This is a genomic window from Gordonia sp. IEGM753 (assembly GCF_050321825.1).
GTDB lineage: Bacteria > Pseudomonadota > Gammaproteobacteria > Pseudomonadales > Pseudomonadaceae > Aquipseudomonas.
The window spans coordinates 156,289-178,761 of record NZ_JBNQGB010000008.1 but is presented as its reverse complement, the minus strand read 5'-3'; the positions used below and the strand labels follow the sequence as shown (position 1 = coordinate 178,761).

Below are 22,473 nucleotides of genomic sequence, written 5' to 3'. Positions count from 1 at the left end.
TCTGGCGTGCCATCAATTTAATGGCGTCCATGCAGAGGGATATCAAGTGTCGGCCGTTCTCTCACTGTTACAAAGCCGTTTGTTGCGGCCCGTGTTCGTTACCCTTGGTATCGCACTTTTGGTGCAGGTGCTTGTAGCCGTCGCTCTGACCCGGAGCACGGTGACAGCGCTGGAAGCCGACCTGGGGGTGCGCCTGGGCCTCGACAGTCAAAAACTTTCTGGTGAGCTGGAACAGGCCGGTCGAGAAGTCACGTCAAGTCTGGACAGTCTTTCCGCCAGTACTCGCCAGCGCCTGACCGCAGGTTTGTCCTCCAAACTTGAGGACGAACAGGCGCAATTGCGTGCGACGCTGGAAAAAGACCTGAAGGACTCCGCGAACGACATGGCGCAGCTGCTGGCCTCGGTTGCACCGCGTGCCATGTGGGATAGCGACGTGCCCACCCTGTCCGAATTCGCGCGCCGGGCGCAGCGCAATCCAAATGTGTTGTTCGTGGTTTATGACGACGCGACGGGCCAGCATCTGACGCGTTACCTCAATCGCGAAAACCCGATCAACAAGGCTCTGTTGGAAAAAGGCCAGGGCGAACGGGCGCTGGACAAAGTGCTGGATGCGGCGAAGAACGATCCCTCGGTGTATTACCTAGAGGCATCGATCAACCCTAATGGCGTCGAAATCGGCAAGGTGTTGATGGGTGTGTCGACGGCTTCGGTTGAAACTGATCTGGCGGCCCTCGATAAGCGTTTTTCGGCACTGATTGCCAGCAGTGATCAATTGGTGGGCGACAGCCTCAAAGGTGCGGCTGCAGACAGCGCCACGGCGATGCGTGCACGCCTGGCGTCCGCGCAATCCACCGCTTCTGACATGCAGGCCAATACTGCCAGCACCGTGCAGGAGGCGGCGGGCACTTTGCGCTGGCGCATCGGCTTGGGGCTGGCATTGGTCGGTTTTGGCGTGCTCTTGCTACTGGCGGTGGTGTTGGGGCGGCGTGTGGTCAATCGTTTGAAATTGCTGATTGCTGCCATGGATGACCTGGCGGCGGGCGAGGGCGACCTCACCAAGCGTGTGCAAATCAATAGCAAGGACGAAATCGGCGACATGGCGTCGGCGGTTAATCGCTTCGTCGACAAGCTGCAACCCATCGTGCGCGAGGCGGGTGATGTCGCGCAGCGTACTGGCGTTGAAATTGGTGCCATGACGTTACGAAACGCCGGCGCTGATGCTGCTGCGGGCATGCAGCGTGATGAAGTGGCCGAGAGCCTGCGCGCGCTCTCTCAGATGGCGGATGAGGCGCAGTCCGAAAGCAACGCCATGCAGGCGGCGTTGCAGCAAGTGGTGGATATTCGCCAGGCGACCGACGAGAACACCCGGACCTCGGCGAAAGTCGGCAGCTTGATCGAGGCGCTGGCCGGGCAAGTCGACACGGGGGCGAAAGTCATCGAGCGGCTGGCGCAGCAAAGTGAACAGATTGAAGTGGTGCTGACGGTGATTCACGGGATCGCCGAGCAAACCAACTTGCTAGCGCTGAACGCGGCCATCGAGGCGGCGCGTGCCGGTGAGACCGGTCGCGGGTTCGCTGTGGTAGCGGACGAAGTGCGCGCGTTGGCGAGCAAGACTCAAAGTTCTACGGGCGACATCCAGGCGCACATCGTAGCCTTGCAGCAAGGTGCGCGTGAGGCAGTGGCAGCGATAGGGCAAGCCGGGCGTCAGGCCAGCGAAGGTCTTCTGGTGTTGCGTGACAGTGCGCGGTTGCAGCAGTCGGTGCAGGCGTCAGTTGAGCAGGTGCATGCAGCGATTGGTCTGGCGACGCAAGCTGCGGCTCATCAGGCACAAGGTGCGCAGGCGGTGCGGGGGCGAGTCGAGACCATTCATGCTCAGGCTGAAAAGGCTGCGCAGGCCGTGGTGGAGACAACGGCCAGCGGCAAGGTGCTGGATGGCTTGGCGGCGCAGCTTAAGGCAAGCCTGGGGCAATTCAGGGCTTAAACGTAGTTGTTCGCACTGACCCCTTCGCGAGCAACTCCGCCCACATTTGATCGCGGTCTAATGTGGGCGAGCCTGCTCCGGACGGTGTTGCGACGAAAGCAATCTCAGCGGCTCAGATACATCCGCGTCGTCAGCAGATAAACCGGCAACCCTGACACCACGATCAACAATGCCGCGTAGGGCGCTGCTGCCGCGAACTCGACGTTCGCGGTGTGCGCCCACACTTCTGTCGCCAAGGTATTAAGCCCTGTAGGGCTTAGCAGCAGCGTCGCTGTCAGTTCCTTCATGGCGTCCAGAAACACGAGCGCAAATGCTGCGCCCAATGCCGGGAAGATAATGGGCAACGTTACCCGGCAAAATGCACTGAAGGACGACGCGCCCAGAGTGCGGGCCGCTTCTTCCAGTTGCGGCGCGGCTTTGTTGAGTGCCGTACGAATTGGCGCCTGTGCCAACGGCAGGAACAACAGCGCATAAGCGATCAACAGCAGCGCAGAAGTCTGATACAGCGCCGGTACATAGTGCAGGGCGAAGTACACCAGCGTCAGTGCGATCACCAGCCCTGGCAGCGCATGCAGTAAATAAGGCAGGCGTTCGGCCCAGATCGCCAATTGGCCTTTGTGGCGCACCACCAGTAACCCGACCGGTACTGCCAGCACCAGGCACAGCGCCGCGCCTCCCAGCGAAAGTGCCAGTGACGACAACAGCGCCTCGCTGATGGCGGCAACCGGGAAGGCTGCAGAGGAGCCGACCGCCAGCCAGTACGCCAGCATCCCCAGCGGAATGCCGCTGCCAACGATTGCCAGCACCAGGCAATAAACCTGCCCGGCAACCATCCATGATCCCAGACGCACTTGCTCTGCCTGTCGGGCTGCGCCTTGTCCGGTGCGCACGTGTCGACCTTTGCCGCGAACACGCAGTTCAAGCCATAACAGCGCCAGGCACATCGCCAATAACACTGCGGAAAGCATCGCTGCGTTCGCGTTACTGAACTCCAATTCGAACTGTTGATAGATTGCTGTGGTGAATGTCTGCAAGCCGATGATCGACAGTGCGCCGAACTCCACCAGCATGTGCAGTGCAATCAGCAGCGACCCTGCCAATAATGAAGGCCAGAGCAGTGGCAGCGTAACCCGGAAAAACACGCCCCAGCGGTTTTGCCCCAGCGTGCGTGCTGACTCTTCCAGGGCAGGGTCAAGATTGCGCAGGGTCGCGGCCACCGGGAGAAATATCAGTGGGTATTTGGATAAGGTCATCACCAGGATGGCGCCGCCCAAGCCTTCGAAGTGGGCACTCAATGAAACCCAGGTGAAGCTGCTGACAAACGCAGGCACTGCAAAGGGCAGGCACAGGATCACGCCCCATAGGCGTCGCCCCGGCAGGTTGCTGCGCTCCAGCAGCCATGCCAGCGACAGGCCGATAACGCCGCAGGCCAGCGTTACGCCCGCCATCAAAGCCAGCGTATTGCGTAGCAGTCCGAAAACGTAGGGCCGCCATAGCAGATGCAGCGCTTCGGCCCAGCCGGCCTGCCAGGTCTTGAGCCCGACATACGCCAGCGGCAAAAGGCTGAGGATTACCAGCAGCAAAACCGGCAGCAACAGCCAAATGGATGGCCGTCTACGCCGTGGCACGTAACCCCCGCGCGAGGCGGGGGCGGATAACGGTGCGCTCATCAGTTCAAGCCAACGTCACGTTCCAGGTCCAGCGCTTCTTCGGCGTTGCCAAGGTCCGCTGGCGTCACTTTCGGAGGTTCAAGTTCGCTGAACGGTTTCAAGCCGCGATCTGATTGCATGCCTTTGTGCAGAGGGTATTCGGCAGTGGTCTGGGTAATGACCCGCTGGCCTTCTTCGCTGGCCATGTAGGCGAGCAATTGTTGGGCTTCTTTCGGATGTTTGCTGGATTTCAATACCGCAGCGCTGGAAACCGTAATCAAACCGCCGACGTCGCCGCCAGTGAAGTAATGCAGTTTGGAGTCGAGTTGGCCTTTCTCGCGTTGCAGGGCGAACCAGTAATAGTTGTTCACCAGGACGGTTGCGACTTCACCATTTTCTACCGCCTTCAGGGCCACCATGTTGTTGCTGTAGGTTTTGCCGAACGCACGAAGGCCGGTCAGCCACTCTTCAGCTGCATCCATGCCGTGAACCTTGATGATCGCCACGGCTTGTTCCTGAAACGCGCCGCTGGTAGGCACGAAGCCAACCTTGCCTTGCCATTTGGGGTCGGAGAATTCCATCACCGATTTTGGCAGGTCTTTTTCGTCGATCAGTTTCGGGTTGTAGGCAACTACCCGAACTCGGGCAGTAATGCCGATCCAGGTGCCGTTGCCGGCCACATATTCTTTCGGCAAAACGGCCAAGGTGGCAGGATCGGCCGGAGCCAGGATGCCTTGTTCGCCAAGTTTGTTCAGGGGTGGCGATTCTTCGGTGTAAATCACATCGGCAGGCGAGCGATCACCTTCTTCGACGACCTGGCTGGCTAACTGATTGCTACTGCCTTTGCGCACATTGACGTGAATCCCGGTCTTGGCTTCGAAGGCTTTGGCAACAGCGTCGCCGACTTCCTTGTGTTGACCGTTATAGAGTGTCAGGGAAACTTTATCGGCTGCCTGGGTGAGAGGGGTGGCGAGTGCCAGGCCGAGCAGGGTGATGGTCAGGCCGCGGCGCAGGGTATTTCGAAACATCATTCGCAGGGTTCCTCACTGTCGCATTGCAAAAACTTGCAACAATGATAAACGATATTAGTTCTCAAGTGCGCCTTGCAGGGCTGGGGAGACTTTGCTAGCGCGTTTGTTTCGGCCCCTGTGGAAGCGGGACTTGCGCGCGAAATCAATATGTCAGCCACATCAATGTCAGCAGAGGCGCCGCCTTCGCGAGCAAGGGCGCTCCCACAACGGTTGGATAGGGGCAAAAGAATTTTTGAAGGTCAGAAACGCAAAAACCCGCTTTCGCGGGTTTTTGGTGAATTCCAGATCCACTCTGAAATTTGAATTGGTGCCCAGAAGAAGACTCGAACTTCCACGACCTTGCGGTCACCAGCACCTGAAGCTGGCGTGTCTACCAATTTCACCATCTGGGCATATCTTCAGCGTTGCCGCTGTTGATGTGGCGCACTATACGGAGCGCCTTTTGATCTGTAAACCCCTGATTTGGTTTTAATAAATCAGATAGCTTGAATGCAAAAACCCGCTTTCGCGGGTTTTTGTGTGAGCCTTGAAATTGATCTAATCTCAAGCTCGAAATTGGTGCCCAGAAGAAGACTCGAACTTCCACGACCTTGCGGTCACCAGCACCTGAAGCTGGCGTGTCTACCAATTTCACCATCTGGGCAATATCGACATGCGTGTGCGTCGTCGATGGCGCGCACTATACGGAGCGTCTTTTTAACTGTAAACCCCCGGCACTAAAAAAACCTGGAAAATAGTACCAGCGGCATTTAAATACGCTTTGTGGTGCCGATTAAGGGCTTTAGATGGGCTGTCACAGCCTGAAATTTCCCGTTTCATTACGCCTATGCCAAACTAACCCGCATATAGACAAGGTGAAAACTCTCTAATGGCCGATTGGCAATCCCTCGATCCCGAGGCCGCTCGTGAAGCGGAAAAATATGAAAACCCTATTCCTAGCCGCGAACTGATCCTTCAGCACCTCGCTGATCGAGGTTCGCCTGCTAACCGCGAGCAACTGGTGGAAGAGTTTGGTCTGACCACAGAAGACCAGATCGAAGCCCTGCGTCGCCGTCTGCGCGCCATGGAGCGCGATGCTCAACTGATTTACACCCGTCGCGGCACGTATGCGCCGGTGGATAAGCTTGACCTGATCCTGGGCCGCATCAGCGGTCACCGTGACGGCTTCGGTTTCCTGGTGCCGGATGACGGCAGTGACGACCTGTTCATGAGCCCTGCGCAAATGCGCCTGGTGTTCGATGGCGACCGTGCTCTGGCTCGTGTCTCCGGCCTGGACCGTCGTGGTCGCCGTGAAGGCATGATCGTCGAAGTGGTATCGCGCGCTCACGAGACCATCGTCGGCCGTTACTTCGAAGAGGGCGGTATCGGTTTCGTCGTCGCAGACAATCCGAAGATCCAGCAAGAAGTGCTGGTCACGCCTGGCCGTAACGCCAACGCCCAGGTCGGTCAATTCGTTGAAGTGAAGATCACTCACTGGCCGACTCCACGCTTCCAGCCGCAAGGCGATGTGGTTGAGGTTGTGGGTAACTACATGGCGCCGGGCATGGAAATCGACGTTGCCTTGCGCACCTACGATATCCCGCACGTTTGGCCTGAAGCTGTCTTGAAAGAAGCTGCCAAGCTCAAGCCGGAAGTCGAAGAGAAAGATAAAGAGAAGCGCATCGACCTGCGCCATCTGCCATTCGTGACCATCGACGGTGAAGACGCTCGAGACTTCGATGACGCCGTTTACTGCGAAGCCCGCCCGGGCAAGCTCCGTCTGTTCTCCGGTGGCTGGAAGTTGTACGTGGCGATTGCCGACGTCTCCAGTTACGTCAAGATCGGCTCTGCGCTGGATAACGAATCGCAAGTGCGCGGCAACTCGGTGTATTTCCCCGAGCGCGTGATCCCGATGTTGCCAGAGCAGCTGTCCAACGGCTTGTGCTCGCTGAATCCGCACGTTGATCGTCTGGCCATGGTCTGCGAGATGACCATCTCCAAATCCGGCGAGATGACCGACTATTGCTTCTACGAAGCGGTCATTCATTCCCACGCTCGCCTGACTTACAACAAAGTCAGCGCGATGCTGGAAACGCCGAAAGCCACCGAAGCACGCAAGCTGCGTGGCGAATACACCGACGTGGTGCCGCACCTCAAGCAGCTGTACTCGCTGTACAAAGTGTTGCTGGCGGCCCGTCATGTGCGTGGCGCGATTGATTTCGAGACGCAAGAAACCCGAATCATCTTCGGTACCGAGCGCAAGATTGCCGAAATCCGCCCAACCACCCGCAACGATGCGCACAAACTGATCGAGGAATGCATGCTGGCGGCCAACGTGGCCACCGCAGAGTTCCTGAAGAAGCATGAAATTCCTGCGTTGTATCGCGTCCACGATGGCCCGCCCCCGGAGCGCCTGGAAAAACTGCGCGCCTTCCTCGGCGAACTTGGCCTGTCGCTGCACAAAGGCAAGGATGGCCCCTCACCGAAGGATTATCAGGCGCTGCTGGCCAGCATCAAGGATCGTCCGGATTTCCACCTGATCCAGACCGTCATGCTGCGTTCGTTGAGTCAGGCTGTGTATAGCGCGGATAACCAAGGCCACTTCGGTTTGAATTACGAGGCCTACACGCATTTCACTTCGCCAATTCGTCGTTACCCGGATTTGCTCACGCATCGGGCGATTCGCAGCGTCATCCATTCGAAACTGGATACCCCGCACGTTCGCCGTGCAGGCGCGATGACCATTCCGAAGGCGCGCATTTATCCGTACGACGAGGCCACTCTGGAGCAGCTCGGCGAGCAGTGCTCAATGAGCGAGCGACGTGCCGATGAAGCCACTCGCGACGTTGTGAACTGGCTCAAGTGCGAGTTCATGAAGGACCGTGTGGGTGAGTCGTTCCCTGGCGTGATCACAGCTGTCACCGGGTTTGGCCTGTTCGTTGAACTGACCGATATCTACGTCGAAGGCCTGGTGCACGTCACCGCGCTGCCGGGCGATTATTACCACTTCGATCCTGTGCATCACCGCTTGGCGGGTGAGCGTACCGGGCGCAGTTTCCGTCTTGGCGACACCGTTGAAGTGCGCGTGATGCGCGTTGACCTCGACGAGCGCAAGATTGATTTCGAGATGGCCGAAAAAACCATCAGCGCACCGATCGGTCGCAAAAAACGTGGCGCCGAAACCGCCGCGCCCGCTGCGAAAACAGCGGCAGAGCCCGCGCCGGCGAAAACCGGTCGTCGTCCAGCCAAGGAAAAAGCGGTCGAAGCTTATCGCCCGAGCGATGCAGCGGCGAAAAACGCTGAGCTGCGTAAAAGCCGTGAGATGAAACAGGCGTTGTTGTCTGAAGCGAAAAGCGGTGGTAAAGCGGCGTCTGGGGGAAAGACCGGACGGTCGGCGCCTGACAAGGCTCCCGGCGGCAAGCCAGCAAAACCGAGTAAACACCGTAAAGGCCCGCCAAAAGCGGGTACTGCCCCTGCTGCCAAAAGTGGCGGAGTGCGTAAACCTAAGGCCAAGTCATGAGTCAGTTGGAAAAGATCTACGGCGTACACGCCGTAGAAGCGTTGCTGCGCCACCACCCGAAACGCGTCAAGCAGATCTGGCTGGCTGAAGGGCGCAGTGAACCGCGTGTGCAGGCGCTGATCGCGCTGGCGAACGAAAATCGCGTGCCTGTCGGCAACGCTGAGCGTCGTGAACTCGATGCCTGGGTTGATGGCGTGCACCAAGGCGTGGTGGCGGACGTGAGCCCGAGCCAGGTCTGGGGCGAGGCGATGCTCGACGAGCTGCTTGATCGATCCGAAGGCGCACCGCTGTTGCTGGTGCTCGACGGCGTGACCGATCCGCACAACCTTGGCGCTTGCCTGCGTTCCGCCGATGCGGCCGGTGCGCTGGCAGTGATCGTGCCTAAGGACAAGTCAGCCACGCTGACCCCGACCGTGCGTAAAGTGGCTTGTGGCGCTGCGGAAGTGATTCCGTTGGTGGCCGTTACCAATCTGGCGCGCACCCTCGAAAAGCTCAAGCAGCGCGGCTTGTGGGTTGTCGGTACGGCAGGCGAGGCTGAGCAGAGCCTGTATCAACAGGACATGACTGGCCCGACTATCTTGATCATGGGTGCCGAAGGCAGCGGTATGCGCCGCCTTACCCGCGACCTGTGCGACTACCTGGTGCACTTGCCGATGGCCGGCAGCGTCAGCAGTCTCAACGTGTCGGTGGCGACTGGCGTTTGCCTTTTTGAAGCTCAGCGTCAGCGCAGTGTCAAAGCGGCTGCGGGCAGCAAGAAGTCCTGAGTCATTGCGTTAGCCCTGTGGGAGCAAGCCTGCTCGCGATAGTGGAGTAGCATTCAGCATCAATGTTGAATGTTCAGTCCCTTCGCGAGCCGGCTTGCTCCCGCAGTGGTTTTTGGCATGGCGAATATTTTGCGTGCCGCTCAACTGTTCAAATAATCACCAATTGCCTTGCGCCTCTTCTGTCCCTTCTCTACAATTGCGCCCCTTGCTGTGACGGCAGGCACGCATGTGTCTATCGCAGGCAAGTCCATAAGTGTCATTCACTCCTTGTCTGACCGCTTTTTAGCGGCAGGCTACAACCCGTAAGGAGCATTCATGCGTCATTACGAAATCATCTTTTTGGTCCACCCGGATCAAAGCGAGCAAGTCGGCGGCATGGTAGAGCGTTACACCAAGCTGATCGAAGAAGACGGCGGCAAAATCCACCGTCTGGAAGATTGGGGCCGTCGTCAACTGGCCTACGCAATCAACAATGTTCACAAGGCTCACTACGTGATGCTGAACGTTGAGTGCACTGGCAAGGCCCTGGCCGAGCTGGAAGACAACTTCCGCTACAACGATGCAGTGATCCGTAACCTGGTCATCCGTCGCGAAGAAGCCGTTACTGGCCAATCCGAGATGCTCAAGGCTGAAGAAAACCGCAGTGAGCGCCGTGAGCGTCGCGACCGTCCTGAGCACGAAGGCGCTGAAAGCGCTGATAGTGATGACAGCGACAACAGCGATAACGCTGACGAGTAATCCACGGACCTTTTGAGGAGCCTATTACATGGCACGTTTCTTCCGTCGTCGTAAATTCTGCCGCTTCACCGCTGAAGACGTGAAAGAGATCGATTACAAAGATCTCAACACTCTGAAAGCTTACGTATCCGAGACCGGCAAAATCGTTCCAAGCCGTATCACCGGTACCAAAGCACGTTATCAGCGTCAGCTGGCCACCGCTATCAAGCGCGCCCGCTTCCTGGCCCTGCTGGCCTACACCGACAGCCACGGCCGCTGAGACCGGGCAGTCGACACGTAGCAAAGGATTGAATGCATGCGCGCCTTAGCTGAGTTCATCATGCGCGGCCGCATGCAAGCCACTCTTGTAGTGGCTGGATGCGCGACATTGCCGCTGTTGTATTGGTTGGGTGCTGCCGCTGGGTGCTTCGTGCTCCTGCGGCGCGGATTGAAGGACGCCTTGAGCGTTCTTGCTCTGGGACTGCTGCCAGCATTGGTCTGGTGGTTTTACGCCGAAGACCCACGCGCACTTCTGGTGCTGTTGGGGTCTTGGAGCCTTGCGTTGGTTTTGCGCGCAAGTGAGTCCTGGAACCGCGTGCTGCTGGTCAGCATAGCGATGGGAGTGGTGTTTTCAGTGGTGCTGGGGATCGCGTTCGGTCCCCAAATCGAGATGCTGGCGCAGGCTTTGATAAAAGTCATGCCGTCGCTACTCGGTGATGTCTACCAGAAGTTGTCGGTAGACGAGCAAGCGCATTTTGCGTCCCTGATCGCACCGGTCCTGACCGGCCTGATTGCGGCCTTGTTGCAAATCGTCAGTGTGCTGAGCCTGATTGTCGGGCGCTACTGGCAGGCGTTGTTGTACAACCCGGGTGGTTTTGGTCGCGAGTTTCGCGCCATCCGCTTCCCGCTGGGGCTGGCGATGTTACTGCTAGCGTTCATGCTTCTGGGGCCGAACATCGGTCCGCAGATGGCCATGTTGACGCCGTTGTGCAGTGTACCGCTGGTGTTCGCCGGGCTGGCCCTGATTCATGGGCTGGTGGCGCAAAAGCGACTGGGCCGGTTCTGGCTGGTGGGGTTGTACGTAACGCTGTTGCTGTTCATGCAGCTGATCTATCCGTTGCTGGTGGTCTTGGCCATCGTCGACAGCCTGATTGATTTTCGCGGTCGTCTCGCGTCGAAAGACGCCGATAACGCGAACGGTGAAGGTTAAAAGTTAAGAGGATTTTCACATGCAACTGATCCTTCTGGAAAAAGTCACCAACCTGGGCAACCTGGGTGACAAAGTGAACGTTAAGGCTGGTTACGGTCGTAACTACCTGCTGCCTTACGGCAAAGCTACCGCTGCGACCGCTGCCAACCTGGCTGCGTTCGAAGAGCGTCGCGCTGAGCTGGAAAAAGCCGCAGCAGACCGCAAAACTTCGGCTGAAAGCCGTGCCGCCCAACTGGCTGAGCTGGAAGTGACTATCACTGCCACCGCTGGTGACGAAGGCAAGCTGTTCGGTTCGATCGGTACTCACGACATCGCTGATGCACTGACCGCCTCTGGCGTTGAAGTTGCAAAAAGCGAAGTTCGTCTGCCGAACGGCACTATCCGCAACGTAGGCGAATTCGACGTAGCCGTGCACCTGCACGCCGAAGTTGAAGCCACCGTACGCGTTGTCGTGGTAGCAGCTTAAGCAGCACTGTCGGCTGGCACCCTCGGGTGCTTGTCGGTAACATCGGGCACGATCCTGTTTACAGGTCGTGCCCTTTGTCTTTCTGCAGTTCCTGATTCTTACAATTCCTGCTTTTCCTGATAAACCAAGTGGCCATGAACGATATTTCCGCTCCCGAGCAATATGATCTGCAAACTGCGTCCCTGAAGGTGCCGCCGCATTCCATCGAGGCCGAACAGGCCGTGCTCGGTGGTTTGATGCTGGACAACAACGCTTGGGAACGCGTGTTGGATCAAGTCTCCGATGGCGATTTCTATCGGCATGACCACCGCCTGATTTTCCGGGCAATCGCTAAACTCGCGGACCAAAACTCCCCGATCGACGTCGTGACCCTTGCCGAGCAATTGGACAAGGAAGGTCAGACTTCGCAAGTCGGTGGTCTTGGTTACCTCGGCGAGCTGGCGAAAAACACACCGTCCGTCGCCAACATCAAGGCCTATGCGCAAATCGTTCGCGCGCGGGCAACGTTGCGACAACTGATCGGCATCGCTAGCGAAATCGCCGATAGCGCCTTCAATCCGGAAGGTCGCACCGCAGAAGAAATTCTCGACGAAGCCGAACGGCAGATTTTTCAGATCGCTGAGGCCCGGCCAAAAACCGGCGGCCCGGTGAGTGTGAATGACCTGCTGACCAAGGCCATCGACCGTATCGACACCTTGTTCAACACGGATAACGCCATTACCGGTCTGTCGACCGGCTACACCGACCTTGATGGCATGACGAGTGGCTTACAGCCCTCCGACTTGATCATCGTTGCGGGCCGTCCATCGATGGGTAAAACCACCTTTGCGATGAACCTGGTGGAAAACGCCGTACTGCGCAGCGACAAATGCGTGCTGGTTTACTCGCTCGAGATGCCAGGCGAATCGCTGATCATGCGTATGTTGTCTTCCCTCGGGCGTATCGACCAGACCAAGGTCCGCGCCGGCCGGTTGGAAGACGACGACTGGCCGCGCCTGACCTCTGCGGTCAACCTGCTTAACGACCGCAAGCTGTTCATCGATGACACGGCCGGCATCAGTCCCTCTGAAATGCGTGCGCGCACCCGACGCCTCGTGCGTGAGCATGGCGACGTTGCGCTGATCATGATCGACTACCTGCAGTTGATGCAGATCCCGGGCTCGGGCGGCGACAACCGTACCAACGAGATTTCCGAGATCTCGCGTTCCTTGAAGGCCCTGGCCAAGGAATTCAATTGCCCGGTCGTCGCGCTGTCCCAGCTCAACCGCTCCCTTGAGCAGCGTCCGAACAAACGCCCGATCAACTCCGACTTGCGGGAATCCGGAGCGATCGAGCAGGATGCCGACGTCATCATGTTTGTGTATCGGGATGAGGTTTATCACCCCGAAACCGAACACAAGGGCATTGCCGAAATCATCATCGGCAAGCAGCGTAACGGTCCGATCGGTACGTCCCGACTGGCGTTTATCGGCAAGTACACGCGTTTCGAAAACCTCGCGCCGGGCAGCTACAACTTCGACGACGAGTAACTTTTTCGCACCGCAGCACTTACAAGGGGCCGCGCAATTTCCGACCATTGCGGTCGGAATTGGTCATTTTTTGTGCTATATTCCGCGCCCGCGAAATTCAATGAAAGCCAACACCGGTTATCGACATGATGCAATCAGCCAAGCCGCTATTTGACTATCCCAAGTACTGGGCCGAGTGTTTCGGACCAGCGCCGTTCCTGCCCATGAGCAGGGAGGAGATGGATCAACTTGGCTGGGATTCCTGCGACATCATCATCGTCACCGGTGATGCCTACGTTGACCATCCGTCGTTCGGCATGGCGATCATCGGCCGGCTGCTGGAGTCGCAAGGCTTTCGCGTCGGGATCATTGCCCAGCCAAACTGGCAGTCCAAAGACGATTTCATGAAGCTAGGTGAGCCGAACCTGTTCTTCGGTGTCGCGGCCGGCAACATGGACTCGATGATCAACCGCTACACCGCCGACAAAAAAATCCGTTCCGATGACGCCTACACACCAGGCGGCATGGCGGGTAAACGTCCGGACCGTGCGAGCCTGGTTTACAGCCAGCGCTGCAAGGAAGCCTATAAAAACGTACCGATCGTGCTCGGCGGCATCGAAGCGTCGCTGCGCCGCATCGCTCACTACGATTACTGGCAGGATCGGGTGCGTAACTCGATCCTGATCGACGCCTGCGCCGATATCCTGCTTTACGGCAATGCCGAGCGCGCGATTGTCGAAGTCGCCCAGCGTCTTTCCTATGGCCACAAGATCGAAGACATCACGGACGTGCGCGGCACCGCGTTCATTCGTCGCGACACGCCAAAAGACTGGTACGAAGTCGACTCCACGCGTATCGATCGTCCGGGTAAGGTCGACAAGATCATCAACCCGTACGTCAACACCCAAGACACCCAGGCCTGCGCTATCGAGCAGGAAAAGGGGCCGGTCGAGGACCCGAGCGAAGCCAAGGTCGTGCAGATTCTGGCCAGCCCGAAAATGACCCGCGACAAGACCGTGATTCGTTTGCCGTCGGTTGAAAAGGTTCGCGGTGACTCGGTTCTTTACGCTCACGCCAACCGCGTGCTGCACCTGGAAACCAACCCGGGTAATGCCCGTGCGTTGGTGCAGAAGCATGGCGAAGTTGACGTCTGGTTCAATCCGCCGCCGATTCCGATGACCACCGAAGAAATGGACTACGTGTTCGGCATGCCTTATGCGCGTGTTCCGCACCCGGCGTACGGCAAGGAAAAAATCCCTGCTTACGACATGATCCGCTTCTCGGTGAACATCATGCGAGGCTGCTTCGGCGGCTGCACTTTTTGCTCGATTACCGAGCACGAAGGCCGGATCATTCAGAACCGCTCCGAAGAATCGATCATTCGTGAAATCGAAGAGATTCGCGACAAGGTGCCAGGTTTTACCGGTGTTATTTCCGACCTCGGCGGCCCGACTGCGAACATGTATCGCATCGCGTGCAAGACCCCGGAAATCGAATCGGCGTGCCGTAAGCCTTCGTGCGTGTTCCCTGGCATTTGCCCGAACCTGAATACCGACCACTCGTCGCTGATTCAGCTGTACCGCAGTGCGCGTGCGCTGCCAGGCGTGAAGAAAATCCTGATTGCTTCCGGCCTGCGCTATGACCTTGCGGTCGAGTCACCGGAATACGTCAAAGAGCTGGTGACCCACCACGTCGGTGGTTACTTGAAGATCGCCCCGGAACATACCGAGGAAGGTCCGCTCAATCAGATGATGAAACCGGGCATTGGCAGCTATGACAAGTTCAAGCGCATGTTCGAGAAGTACACCAAGGAGGCCGGGAAAGAGCAGTACCTGATTCCTTACTTCATCGCCGCGCACCCTGGCACCACCGATGAAGACATGATGAACCTGGCCTTGTGGCTCAAGGGCAACGGTTTCCGTGCAGACCAGGTGCAGGCGTTCTACCCGTCGCCGATGGCGACCGCCACCGCGATGTACCACTCGGGCAAGAACCCGCTGCGCAAGGTCACTTACAAAAGTGACGGCGTGACCATCGTCAAGAGCGAGGAGCAGCGCCGTCTGCACAAGGCGTTCTTGCGGTATCACGACCCGAAAGGCTGGCCGATGCTGCGTGAAGCGCTGACTCGTATGGGCCGTGCCGACCTCATTGGGCCGGGCAAGACCCAGTTGATTCCGTTGCACCAGCCAGCAACCGACAGCTACCAGAGCGCGCGTCGCAAGAACTCGACGCCAGCCGGCAGCCATAAGGTCGCGGGTGAGAAGACCACCAAGATCCTGACGCAACACACCGGTTTGCCACCTCGCGCCAGCGATGGCGGTAATCCGTGGGACAAGCGTGAGCAGGCCAAGGCTGCGGCATTTGCCCGCAACCAGCAAGCCGCCAAGGATCGCAAGGACGCGGCCAAAGGCAAGGGTCCCAAGCCTACGCGCAAGCCAGTCGTGCCGCGCTAAGCCTCGCTTGCTCTAAACAGAACGCCAACCTTCGGGTTGGCGTTTTGCGTTCCAAGGGGCGAGTAATCATTGTGGCGAGGGAGCTTGCTCCCGTTCGGCTGCGAAGCAATCGTCTACTTTCAGGGCCGCTGCGCGCCCCAGCGGGAGCAAGCTCCCTCGCCACAAAAGCTATCAGCCATGCTCCTGCGCCACATTTACGTGCAATCCCCTCCAACCTATTTCCCGCATTGCGCGATTTTGGTGCTGTACTGCCTCAAGCAATTGCAAAAAGCGCCAGCGCTGCTGGATGGCATAAGTCTTGCGCGCTTTGCAATACGCTTTAGGCTCGCAGGAGGCACGCCGTGTCGATACATGTCGCATTGCACCATGTCACGCATTACCGCTACGACCGCGCCGTCGAGCTCGGACCGCAGATTGTTCGCCTGCGTCCGGCCGCCCACAGTCGTACGCGGATACTTTCCTATGCGTTGAAAGTCTCGCCCGAGCAGCATTTCATCAACTGGCAACAGGATCCCCAGGGCAATTACCTGGCGCGATTGGTGTTCCCGGAGAAAACCGATGAACTGCGCATCGAAGTTGATCTGCTGGCCGAGATGGCCGTTTTCAACCCCTTCGACTTCTTCCTTGAGCCTTACGCGGAACACATTCCTTTCACTTACGCCGCTGATGAGCGCAAGGAACTGGCGCCCTATCTTGAAACATTGCCCCTGACGCCAAGGTTCCAAGCCTATCTGGATGGCATCGACCGCACGCCCCTGCCGAGTGTGGATTTTCTGGTTGCGCTTAATCAGCGGCTGAGTGAGGACATTGGCTACCTGATCCGCATGGAGCCGGGTGTGCAAACTCCCGAACACACGCTCGAACACGCGTCCGGCTCCTGCCGTGACTCGGCCTGGCTTCTGGTGCAGTTGCTGCGCAATCTCGGCCTGGCGGCGCGCTTCGTTTCCGGCTACCTGATTCAACTCACCGCCGACGTCAAAAGCCTCGATGGGCCATCGGGCACCGAGGTCGATTTCACTGATTTGCATGCTTGGTGCGAGGTCTATTTACCCGGTGCTGGCTGGATCGGCCTGGACGCGACTTCAGGGCTGTTTGCCGGTGAAGGACATATCCCTTTGGCGTGTAGTCCCGATCCGGGCTCTGCGGCGCCGATCAGCGGCTTGGTGGAGCCGTGCGAATGTGAGTTCACCCACGAAATGTCCGTCGAACGGATATGGGAGGCGCCCAGGGTTACAAAGCCCTACACCGAAGAGCAATGGCTGGCGATTCAGGCGCTGGGTCGGCAAATTGATGCTGATCTGCTGGAAGGCGACGTGCGCCTGACCATGGGTGGCGAGCCGACGTTCGTTTCCATTGACGACCCGGATGGCGAGGAGTGGAACACCGCAGCGCTGGGGCCGGACAAGCGTCGCTTGTCTGCCGAATTGTTCCAGCGCATGTGCAAGCACTACGCGCCCAAAGGCCTGGTGCATTTCGGTCAGGGCAAATGGTATCCGGGTGAGCAACTGCCGCGCTGGTCGTTGAACTGTTACTGGCGCCGCGACGGTGTACCGATCTGGCACAACAGCGCGCTGATCGCCGATGAGCAGGAAGATTACGGCGCCGATGGCGAATTGGCCGGGCGCTTTCTGGCCAGTGTCGCTGAGCGTCTGAAAATTCCTGCGCGGTTTGTGTTTCCGGCTTACGAAGACAATTTCTATTACCTGTGGCGTGAGGGCACGCTGCCACTGAACGTCAGCGCTGAAGATTCGCGTCTTGAAGAGCCGCTGGAACGTGCACGTCTGCGCAAGGTTTTCAGCCAGGGCCTGGATAAAGTCATCGGCCAGGTGCTGCCATTAGCGCGCACCGCCAAGGGCGATCAATGGCAAAGCGGTCGCTGGTATTTGCGCGATGAACATTGCCGGTTGGTGCCGGGGGATTCTCCGCTGGGTTATCGCTTGCCGCTTGGCTCACAGCCTTGGGTCAAGGCTGCGGAGTACCCGTTCATCCATCCCAATGATCCGAACCAGGCATTTTCGCCGCTGCCGGACACTGTTCAATTGAACAGTCCCGGCGCATCGGCGCAAGCGCTAGAGCGTGAGCCGAAGATAGACGAATCAGCGGACTGGCTGACCCGCACCGCATTCTGCGCCGAGGCTCGAGAGGGGCGGTTGTACGTGTTCATGCCGCCGCTTGAGCGCCTCGAGGATTACCTGGAACTGGTCACGGCCATCGAGGCCACTGCTCAAGAGTTGCATTGCCGGGTATTGCTGGAGGGTTACGAGCCGCCGAGCGATCCGCGCCTGAGCAATTTCCGTATCACCCCGGACCCGGGCGTGATCGAAGTCAACGTACAGCCCAGCGCGACATGGGACGAGCTGGTCGAACGCACTGAGTTTTTGTACGAAGAAGCACGCCAAACTCGACTGACCACTGAAAAATTCATGATCGACGGCCGACACACCGGTACCGGCGGCGGTAACCATTTTGTGCTGGGGGGCGCGACACCGGCAGACTCGCCGTTTCTGCGTCGCCCGGACTTGCTGCGCAGCCTGATCAGCTATTGGCATAACCATCCGTCCTTGTCCTACCTGTTTTCAGGATTGTTCATCGGCCCGACGTCCCAGGCACCCCGTGTCGACGAAGCGCGCAACGACGCGTTGTACGAACTGGAAATCGCTTTTGCCCAAATGCCCGAGCCAGGCGAGGAGTGCGCGCCATGGCTGGTTGACCGCTTGCTGCGCAACTTGCTGATCGATGTCACCGGCAACACGCATCGCGCCGAATTTTGTATCGACAAACTGTATTCGCCGGATGGCGCGACGGGGCGTCTCGGCTTGCTGGAACTGCGCGCCTTTGAAATGCCGCCGCATGCGCGCATGAGCCTGGCCCAGCAGTTGTTGTTGCGGGCATTGGTTGCGCGTTTCTGGCGTGAACCCTATGCGCCGCCGAAACTGGCGCGTTGGGGCACTGAATTGCACGACCGTTTTTTGTTGCCGCATTTTATCGAGCAGGATTTCGCCGACGTCATCGTCGATTTGAATGCTGCCGGTTATGCGTTGCGGGCGGAGTGGTTCGCTGCACACCTGGAATTCCGTTTTCCCAAGGTTGGCGATTACGCCGTCAGTGGTATCGAGCTGGAGTTGCGTCAGGCCCTGGAGCCTTGGCATGTGCTGGGCGAAGAGGGGGCGGTTGGCGGCACGGTGCGTTACGTCGATTCATCACTGGAGCGGTTGCAGGTCAAACTCTCTGGCTTGCCGCCACAGCGTTATCTGCTGACGTGCAATGGCATTCCGGTGCCGCTGCAGCCCACCGGGCGAGTCGGCGAGTTTGTTGCCGGGGTGCGGTTCCGTGCCTGGCAACCGGCTAACTGCCTGCAGCCGACCATCCCGGTCCACGCGCCGTTAGTATTTGATTTGCTCGACACCTGGATGCAACGCTCGGTGGGTGGTTGTCAGTATCACGTTGCGCACCCTGGCGGGCGTAACTACGACAGCTTGCCGGTGAACGCCAATGAGGCCGAGAGTCGGCGAATGGCGCGTTTCTTCCGCATCGGCCACAGTCCGGGAAAACTGCCCGTGCCACTGCTGCAAATTAATGACGAATTGCCAATGACCCTCGATTTACGACGTTTCTGAACCGTACGCGACGCCCGGGTTTTTCGTCTATCCGGGCGTCACAAGCCTGCGTTAGTCTGACCGTTCTTTGCTGTCTGCCGAGCTCTCCATGCCTGACCTGCTTGACCGATACCCGCTGACGGCGGGCACTTACCACGAACTGCTCGACCCCAACGGCGCCGTGCGCCCGCACTGGCGTCGTCTGCTCGATCAACTGCAACGCAGCACGCCAGCACAACGGGTGCAGCGTCAGGCGCTGCTGAGTCGGCAGATTCAGGAAAACGGTGTGACCTACAACGTCTACGCCGACCCCAAAGGTGCAGATCGGCCGTGGGAGCTGGACCTGCTGCCGCACGTGATACCGGCCGATGAATGGCAGCAGTTGGCGGCCGGGATCGCGCAGCGGGCACGCCTGCTGAACGCCGTGCTCGCGGACTTGTACGGCCCACAACGATTGATTGCTGAAGGCCTGCTGCCTGCCGAGCTGGTATTCGGACACAACAATTTCCTCTGGCCTTGCCAAGGCATAATGCCGCCCGATGGGGCGTTTCTGCACCTGTATGCGGTAGACCTGGCGCGTTCACCCGACGGTCGCTGGTGGGTGACGGCGGACCGGACTCAAGCGCCCTCCGGTGCCGGTTACGCGCTGGAAAATCGCACGATTGTGTCCCGGGCTTTCCCTGAGTTGTACCGTGATTTGAAGGTGCAGCACCTGGCGGGCTTCTTCCGCACTTTGCAGGAAACCCTGGCCCGTCAAGCGCCCAGCGGTGATGAAGCACCGTTGGTGGTGTTGTTGACGCCAGGTCGTTTTAACGAAAGTTATTTCGAACATCTTTATCTGGCGCGACAGCTGGGTTATCCGCTGGTGGAGGGTGGCGACCTGACCGTGCGCGATGCAACGGTGTACCTGAAAACCCTCAGCGGGCTACGCCGGGTCCACGCCATCATGCGGCGACTGGACGACGATTTCTGCGATCCGCTGGAGCTGCGCACGGACTCGGCCCTCGGCGTGCCCGGGCTGCTGGAGGCCGTGCGACGTGGTCGGGTGCTGGTCGCCAACGCGCTCGGCAGTGGGGTGCTGGAATCACCGGGGCTGTTGGGCTTCTTGCCCAGAATCAATCAATTCCTGTTTGGCGAGGAACTGTTGCTGCCGTCGATCGCAACCTGGTGGTGCGGCGAGGCGCCCGTACTGGCTCAAGCGTTGGAGAAACTCCCCGAGCTGCTGATCAAACCGGCGTTTCCCTCGCAGAGCTTTGCTCCGGTGTTTGGCCGTGACCTGAATGAAAAACAGCGCAAACACTTGGCTGAGCGCATGCAGGCACGCCCTTATGCTTACGTTGCGCAAGAATTAGCGCAGTTGTCCCAAGCCCCCATCTGGCAGGCTGAAGATGGACAATTGCAACCACGCGCCATTGGTATGCGCGTGTACGCGGTGGCCAGCCGTGATGGTTACCGAGTGTTGCCGGGCGGTTTGACCCGGGTCGCCGCCGAGGCCGATGCCGAAGTGGTGTCGATGCAACGCGGTGGCGCGAGCAAGGACACCTGGGTGTTGGGCGATCGGGCGCCGAGCGGTGAACAATGGCAAACCCAGCGCCCGATTGGGGTCCACGACCTGGTGCGTCGTGACCCGTATCTGCCGTCGCGCGTAGTGGAAAACCTGTTTTGGTTCGGCCGCTATTGCGAACGTTGCGATGACAGCGCGCGATTGCTGCGCATCATGCTGGCGCGCTATATCGACGGTGACGACCCGCAGGCCTTGCAGGCTGCGGTCGATCTGGGTGAGCGATTGAATTTGCTACCGGACGAAGGCGAGTTGCCTGAGCGTTTGTTGGCGGCATTGCTCGGCGATGACTGGCCGTTCAGCCTGCGCTCCAACCTGCAGCGTCTGCAGTGGGCGGCGTCCCAGGTTCGCGGCAAGCTGTCGCGGGAAAACTGGCAAGCGTTGGTCGAGTTGCAACGCGAGGCCATTGAACTTGAAACCCAAGAGCCGGATTTCGGTGAGTTGCTGGATTTTCTCAACCGGTTGGTGATGTCGTTGGCGGCGCTGTCCGGTTTTGCCCTGGACGACATGACCCGTGATGAAGGCTGGCGCTTCCTGATGATCGGTCGCCGAATCGAGCGGCTGCAGTTTCTTAGCGCCAGCCTGGCGGCGTTCCTGCGCGGCGCCGGTGCTTTCGATCAGGCCGGACTCGAATGGCTGCTGGAGTTGGGCAACAGCAGCATCACCTACCGCTCACGCTATCTGGCGGTAGCGCAATTGCTGCCGGTACTCGACCTGCTGCTGCTCGACGAGCAGAACCCGCACGCGGTGTTGTTTCAGTTGAAATTGGTGACCCGGACCTTGAAACGCCTGAATGACGACTTCGGCGCCCCGCGTGAAACGGGTCTGCCGCGGTTGGTTGAGCGTTTGGCGCAGTTTGATCTGGGCTGCCTGGAAAACTCGCTGTTCGGTGAAGCCAGTGTTCACGCCGCCATCGAGGGGTTGGCCGATTTGCTACAAGAGATTGCCGATGCCAGCGGATCGGTGTCGGATCGTCTGGCGCTGCGCCATTTTGCGCATGTCGATGACGTGAGCCAGCGCACGGTGTCCGTCTGATGAGCGCCCACTATCAGATTTTTCACGATACTCATTATCATTACGACAGCCCCGTTTCCCTGGCGCAACAACTGGCGCACCTGTGGCCACGGCCTTGTGCGTGGCAGCGCTGTACTGCGCAGCAATTACAGATCAGCCCATCGCCGACGTCGCGACGCGATGAACTGGACGTGTTCGGTAATCCGCTGACGCGCCTGGCATTTGAACGTCCGCACGATGAACTGTTGGTCAATGCCAGCCTGACCGTTGAGGTGCTGGCCCGGCCGCTGCTGGACTTCAATCGGTCGCCGGCCTGGGAAGCTACTCGCAATGCACTGACTTACAGCGGTCAGCCGCTTTCGGCCGAGCTGCTGGAAGCCTGCCGATATCGGTTTGAATCGCCTTATGTGCACTTGAAGCGCAACTTCGTCGAGTTCTCTGAAAGCTGCTTCGCACCGGGTCGGCCCCTGTTATCGGGCGTGCAAGCGCTGATGCAGAAAATTGTCAGCGAATTCACCTTCGATGCCGAAGCCACTCAAGTGGCCACGCCACTGGTCGAAGTGCTGGAGCGTCGGCGCGGTGTTTGCCAGGATTTCGCTCACTTGATGCTCGCTTGCGTGCGATCCCGTGGCCTGGCGGCGCGATACATCAGCGGCTATTTGCTGACGCAGCCACCGCCCGGCCAGCCACGTCTCATCGGCGCCGATGCATCGCATGCGTGGGTTTCAGTGTTTTGCCCGGTATTGGGCTGGGTGGATTTTGATCCGACGAACAACGTGCAACCGGCGCTCGAACACATCACGTTGGCCTGGGGCCGTGATTTTTCCGACGTGTCGCCGTTGCGAGGGGTAATTCTGGGAGGCGGCAATCATGACCCGGAAGTTCGAGTCACCGTGATGCCACTGGAGTAACAAAAATCAAATGTGGGAGCGAGCCTGATCGCGAAAGCGATCTGACAGTTACAGGAATTTTAGATGTGCCGCCGGCTTCGCGAGCAGGCTCGCTCCCACAGGGGATATGCGTT

The 22,473-nt window shown here is 58.9% G+C and carries 14 protein-coding genes and 2 tRNA genes; 12 read left to right on the top strand and 4 right to left on the bottom strand.

The window, feature by feature from the left end:
- Nucleotides 1-46 precede the first annotated feature (46 nt).
- Nucleotides 47-1,981: a methyl-accepting chemotaxis protein gene (locus tag ACQR3R_RS28060; RefSeq protein WP_428277531.1), complete on the top strand. Its 1,935-nt coding sequence runs from the start codon at nucleotides 47-49 to the stop codon at nucleotides 1,979-1,981.
- A gap of 104 nt (nucleotides 1,982-2,085) precedes the next feature.
- Here the strand turns inward: ACQR3R_RS28060 and ACQR3R_RS28055 are convergent, their stop codons facing one another.
- From ACQR3R_RS28055 to ACQR3R_RS28040, 4 genes are all read right to left on the bottom strand, one after another.
- Nucleotides 2,086-3,651 carry an ABC transporter permease subunit gene (locus ACQR3R_RS28055; RefSeq protein ID WP_428277529.1) on the bottom strand — a complete coding sequence of 522 codons (1,566 nt, stop codon included), beginning with the start codon at nucleotides 3,649-3,651 and terminating at the stop codon, nucleotides 2,086-2,088.
- Nucleotides 3,651-4,661, bottom strand: a complete 1,011-nt coding sequence (locus ACQR3R_RS28050) for an extracellular solute-binding protein (protein ID WP_428277527.1) — start codon at nucleotides 4,659-4,661, stop codon at nucleotides 3,651-3,653. Before ACQR3R_RS28050 ends, ACQR3R_RS28055 begins: the two co-directional genes overlap by 1 nt.
- Nucleotides 4,662-4,966: 305 nt before the next feature.
- Nucleotides 4,967-5,053, bottom strand: a tRNA-Leu gene (locus ACQR3R_RS28045).
- 164 nt (nucleotides 5,054-5,217) lie between these two features.
- A tRNA-Leu gene (locus tag ACQR3R_RS28040) sits at nucleotides 5,218-5,304 on the bottom strand.
- A 225-nt stretch (nucleotides 5,305-5,529) separates the two neighbouring features.
- Between ACQR3R_RS28040 and rnr the strand changes: the two genes are divergently transcribed.
- From rnr to ACQR3R_RS27985, 11 genes are all read left to right on the top strand, one after another.
- Nucleotides 5,530-8,160: a ribonuclease R gene (rnr, locus tag ACQR3R_RS28035; RefSeq protein ID WP_428277525.1), complete on the top strand. Its 2,631-nt coding sequence runs from the start codon at nucleotides 5,530-5,532 to the stop codon at nucleotides 8,158-8,160.
- The gene (gene rlmB / locus ACQR3R_RS28030; RefSeq protein ID WP_428277523.1) at nucleotides 8,157-8,924 is read left to right on the top strand and encodes a 23S rRNA (guanosine(2251)-2'-O)-methyltransferase RlmB; all 768 of its coding nucleotides are present in this window, start codon (nucleotides 8,157-8,159) and stop codon (nucleotides 8,922-8,924) included. The genes rnr and rlmB overlap by 4 nt, the downstream gene beginning before the upstream one ends.
- A 315-nt stretch (nucleotides 8,925-9,239) precedes the next feature.
- Entirely contained in the window at nucleotides 9,240-9,662 is a 423-nt protein-coding gene (gene rpsF / locus ACQR3R_RS28025) for a 30S ribosomal protein S6 (RefSeq protein WP_003217491.1), read from the top strand.
- 28 nt (nucleotides 9,663-9,690) lie between these two features.
- Nucleotides 9,691-9,921, top strand: a complete 231-nt coding sequence (rpsR, locus tag ACQR3R_RS28020) for a 30S ribosomal protein S18 (RefSeq protein WP_002551829.1) — start codon at nucleotides 9,691-9,693, stop codon at nucleotides 9,919-9,921.
- A 36-nt stretch (nucleotides 9,922-9,957) separates the two neighbouring features.
- Nucleotides 9,958-10,851 carry a hypothetical protein gene (locus tag ACQR3R_RS28015; protein ID WP_428277519.1) on the top strand — a complete coding sequence of 298 codons (894 nt, stop codon included), beginning with the start codon at nucleotides 9,958-9,960 and terminating at the stop codon, nucleotides 10,849-10,851.
- A 19-nt stretch (nucleotides 10,852-10,870) separates the two neighbouring features.
- Complete coding sequence (rplI, locus tag ACQR3R_RS28010; protein ID WP_003197251.1) at nucleotides 10,871-11,317, top strand: 50S ribosomal protein L9; 447 nt, start codon at nucleotides 10,871-10,873, stop codon at nucleotides 11,315-11,317.
- A 134-nt stretch (nucleotides 11,318-11,451) separates the two neighbouring features.
- Entirely contained in the window at nucleotides 11,452-12,846 is a 1,395-nt protein-coding gene (dnaB, locus tag ACQR3R_RS28005) for a replicative DNA helicase (RefSeq protein ID WP_428277517.1), read from the top strand.
- Between the two features lie 125 nt (nucleotides 12,847-12,971).
- Complete coding sequence (locus ACQR3R_RS28000; RefSeq protein WP_428277515.1) at nucleotides 12,972-15,278, top strand: YgiQ family radical SAM protein; 2,307 nt, start codon at nucleotides 12,972-12,974, stop codon at nucleotides 15,276-15,278.
- Between the two features lie 341 nt (nucleotides 15,279-15,619).
- Nucleotides 15,620-18,895: a transglutaminase family protein gene (locus ACQR3R_RS27995; RefSeq protein WP_428277513.1), complete on the top strand. Its 3,276-nt coding sequence runs from the start codon at nucleotides 15,620-15,622 to the stop codon at nucleotides 18,893-18,895.
- An 88-nt stretch (nucleotides 18,896-18,983) separates the two neighbouring features.
- Nucleotides 18,984-21,470 (top strand): circularly permuted type 2 ATP-grasp protein, encoded by a 2,487-nt coding sequence (locus ACQR3R_RS27990; RefSeq protein ID WP_428277511.1) that lies wholly within the window; start codon nucleotides 18,984-18,986, stop codon nucleotides 21,468-21,470.
- Nucleotides 21,470-22,360, top strand: coding sequence for a transglutaminase N-terminal domain-containing protein (locus tag ACQR3R_RS27985; protein WP_428277509.1), 891 nt, complete (start codon nucleotides 21,470-21,472; stop codon nucleotides 22,358-22,360). Before ACQR3R_RS27990 ends, ACQR3R_RS27985 begins: the two co-directional genes overlap by 1 nt.
- Nucleotides 22,361-22,473 lie beyond the last annotated feature (113 nt).

Excerpts from the sequence above, each read along its gene's own strand:
- ACQR3R_RS28055 (WP_428277529.1), bottom strand. The coding sequence starts at position 3,651 with ATGAGCGCACCGTTATCCGCCCCCGCCTCGCGCGGGGGTTACGTGCCA.
- ACQR3R_RS28050 (WP_428277527.1), bottom strand. The coding sequence starts at position 4,661 with ATGATGTTTCGAAATACCCTGCGCCGCGGCCTGACCATCACCCTGCTC.
- rnr (WP_428277525.1), top strand. The coding sequence starts at position 5,530 with ATGGCCGATTGGCAATCCCTCGATCCCGAGGCCGCTCGTGAAGCGGAA.
- rlmB (WP_428277523.1), top strand. The coding sequence starts at position 8,157 with ATGAGTCAGTTGGAAAAGATCTACGGCGTACACGCCGTAGAAGCGTTG.
- rpsF (WP_003217491.1), top strand. The coding sequence starts at position 9,240 with ATGCGTCATTACGAAATCATCTTTTTGGTCCACCCGGATCAAAGCGAG.
- rpsR (WP_002551829.1), top strand. The coding sequence starts at position 9,691 with ATGGCACGTTTCTTCCGTCGTCGTAAATTCTGCCGCTTCACCGCTGAA.
- ACQR3R_RS28015 (WP_428277519.1), top strand. The coding sequence starts at position 9,958 with ATGCGCGCCTTAGCTGAGTTCATCATGCGCGGCCGCATGCAAGCCACT.
- rplI (WP_003197251.1), top strand. The coding sequence starts at position 10,871 with ATGCAACTGATCCTTCTGGAAAAAGTCACCAACCTGGGCAACCTGGGT.
- dnaB (WP_428277517.1), top strand. The coding sequence starts at position 11,452 with ATGAACGATATTTCCGCTCCCGAGCAATATGATCTGCAAACTGCGTCC.
- ACQR3R_RS28000 (WP_428277515.1), top strand. The coding sequence starts at position 12,972 with ATGATGCAATCAGCCAAGCCGCTATTTGACTATCCCAAGTACTGGGCC.
- ACQR3R_RS27990 (WP_428277511.1), top strand. The coding sequence starts at position 18,984 with ATGCCTGACCTGCTTGACCGATACCCGCTGACGGCGGGCACTTACCAC.
- ACQR3R_RS27985 (WP_428277509.1), top strand. The coding sequence starts at position 21,470 with ATGAGCGCCCACTATCAGATTTTTCACGATACTCATTATCATTACGAC.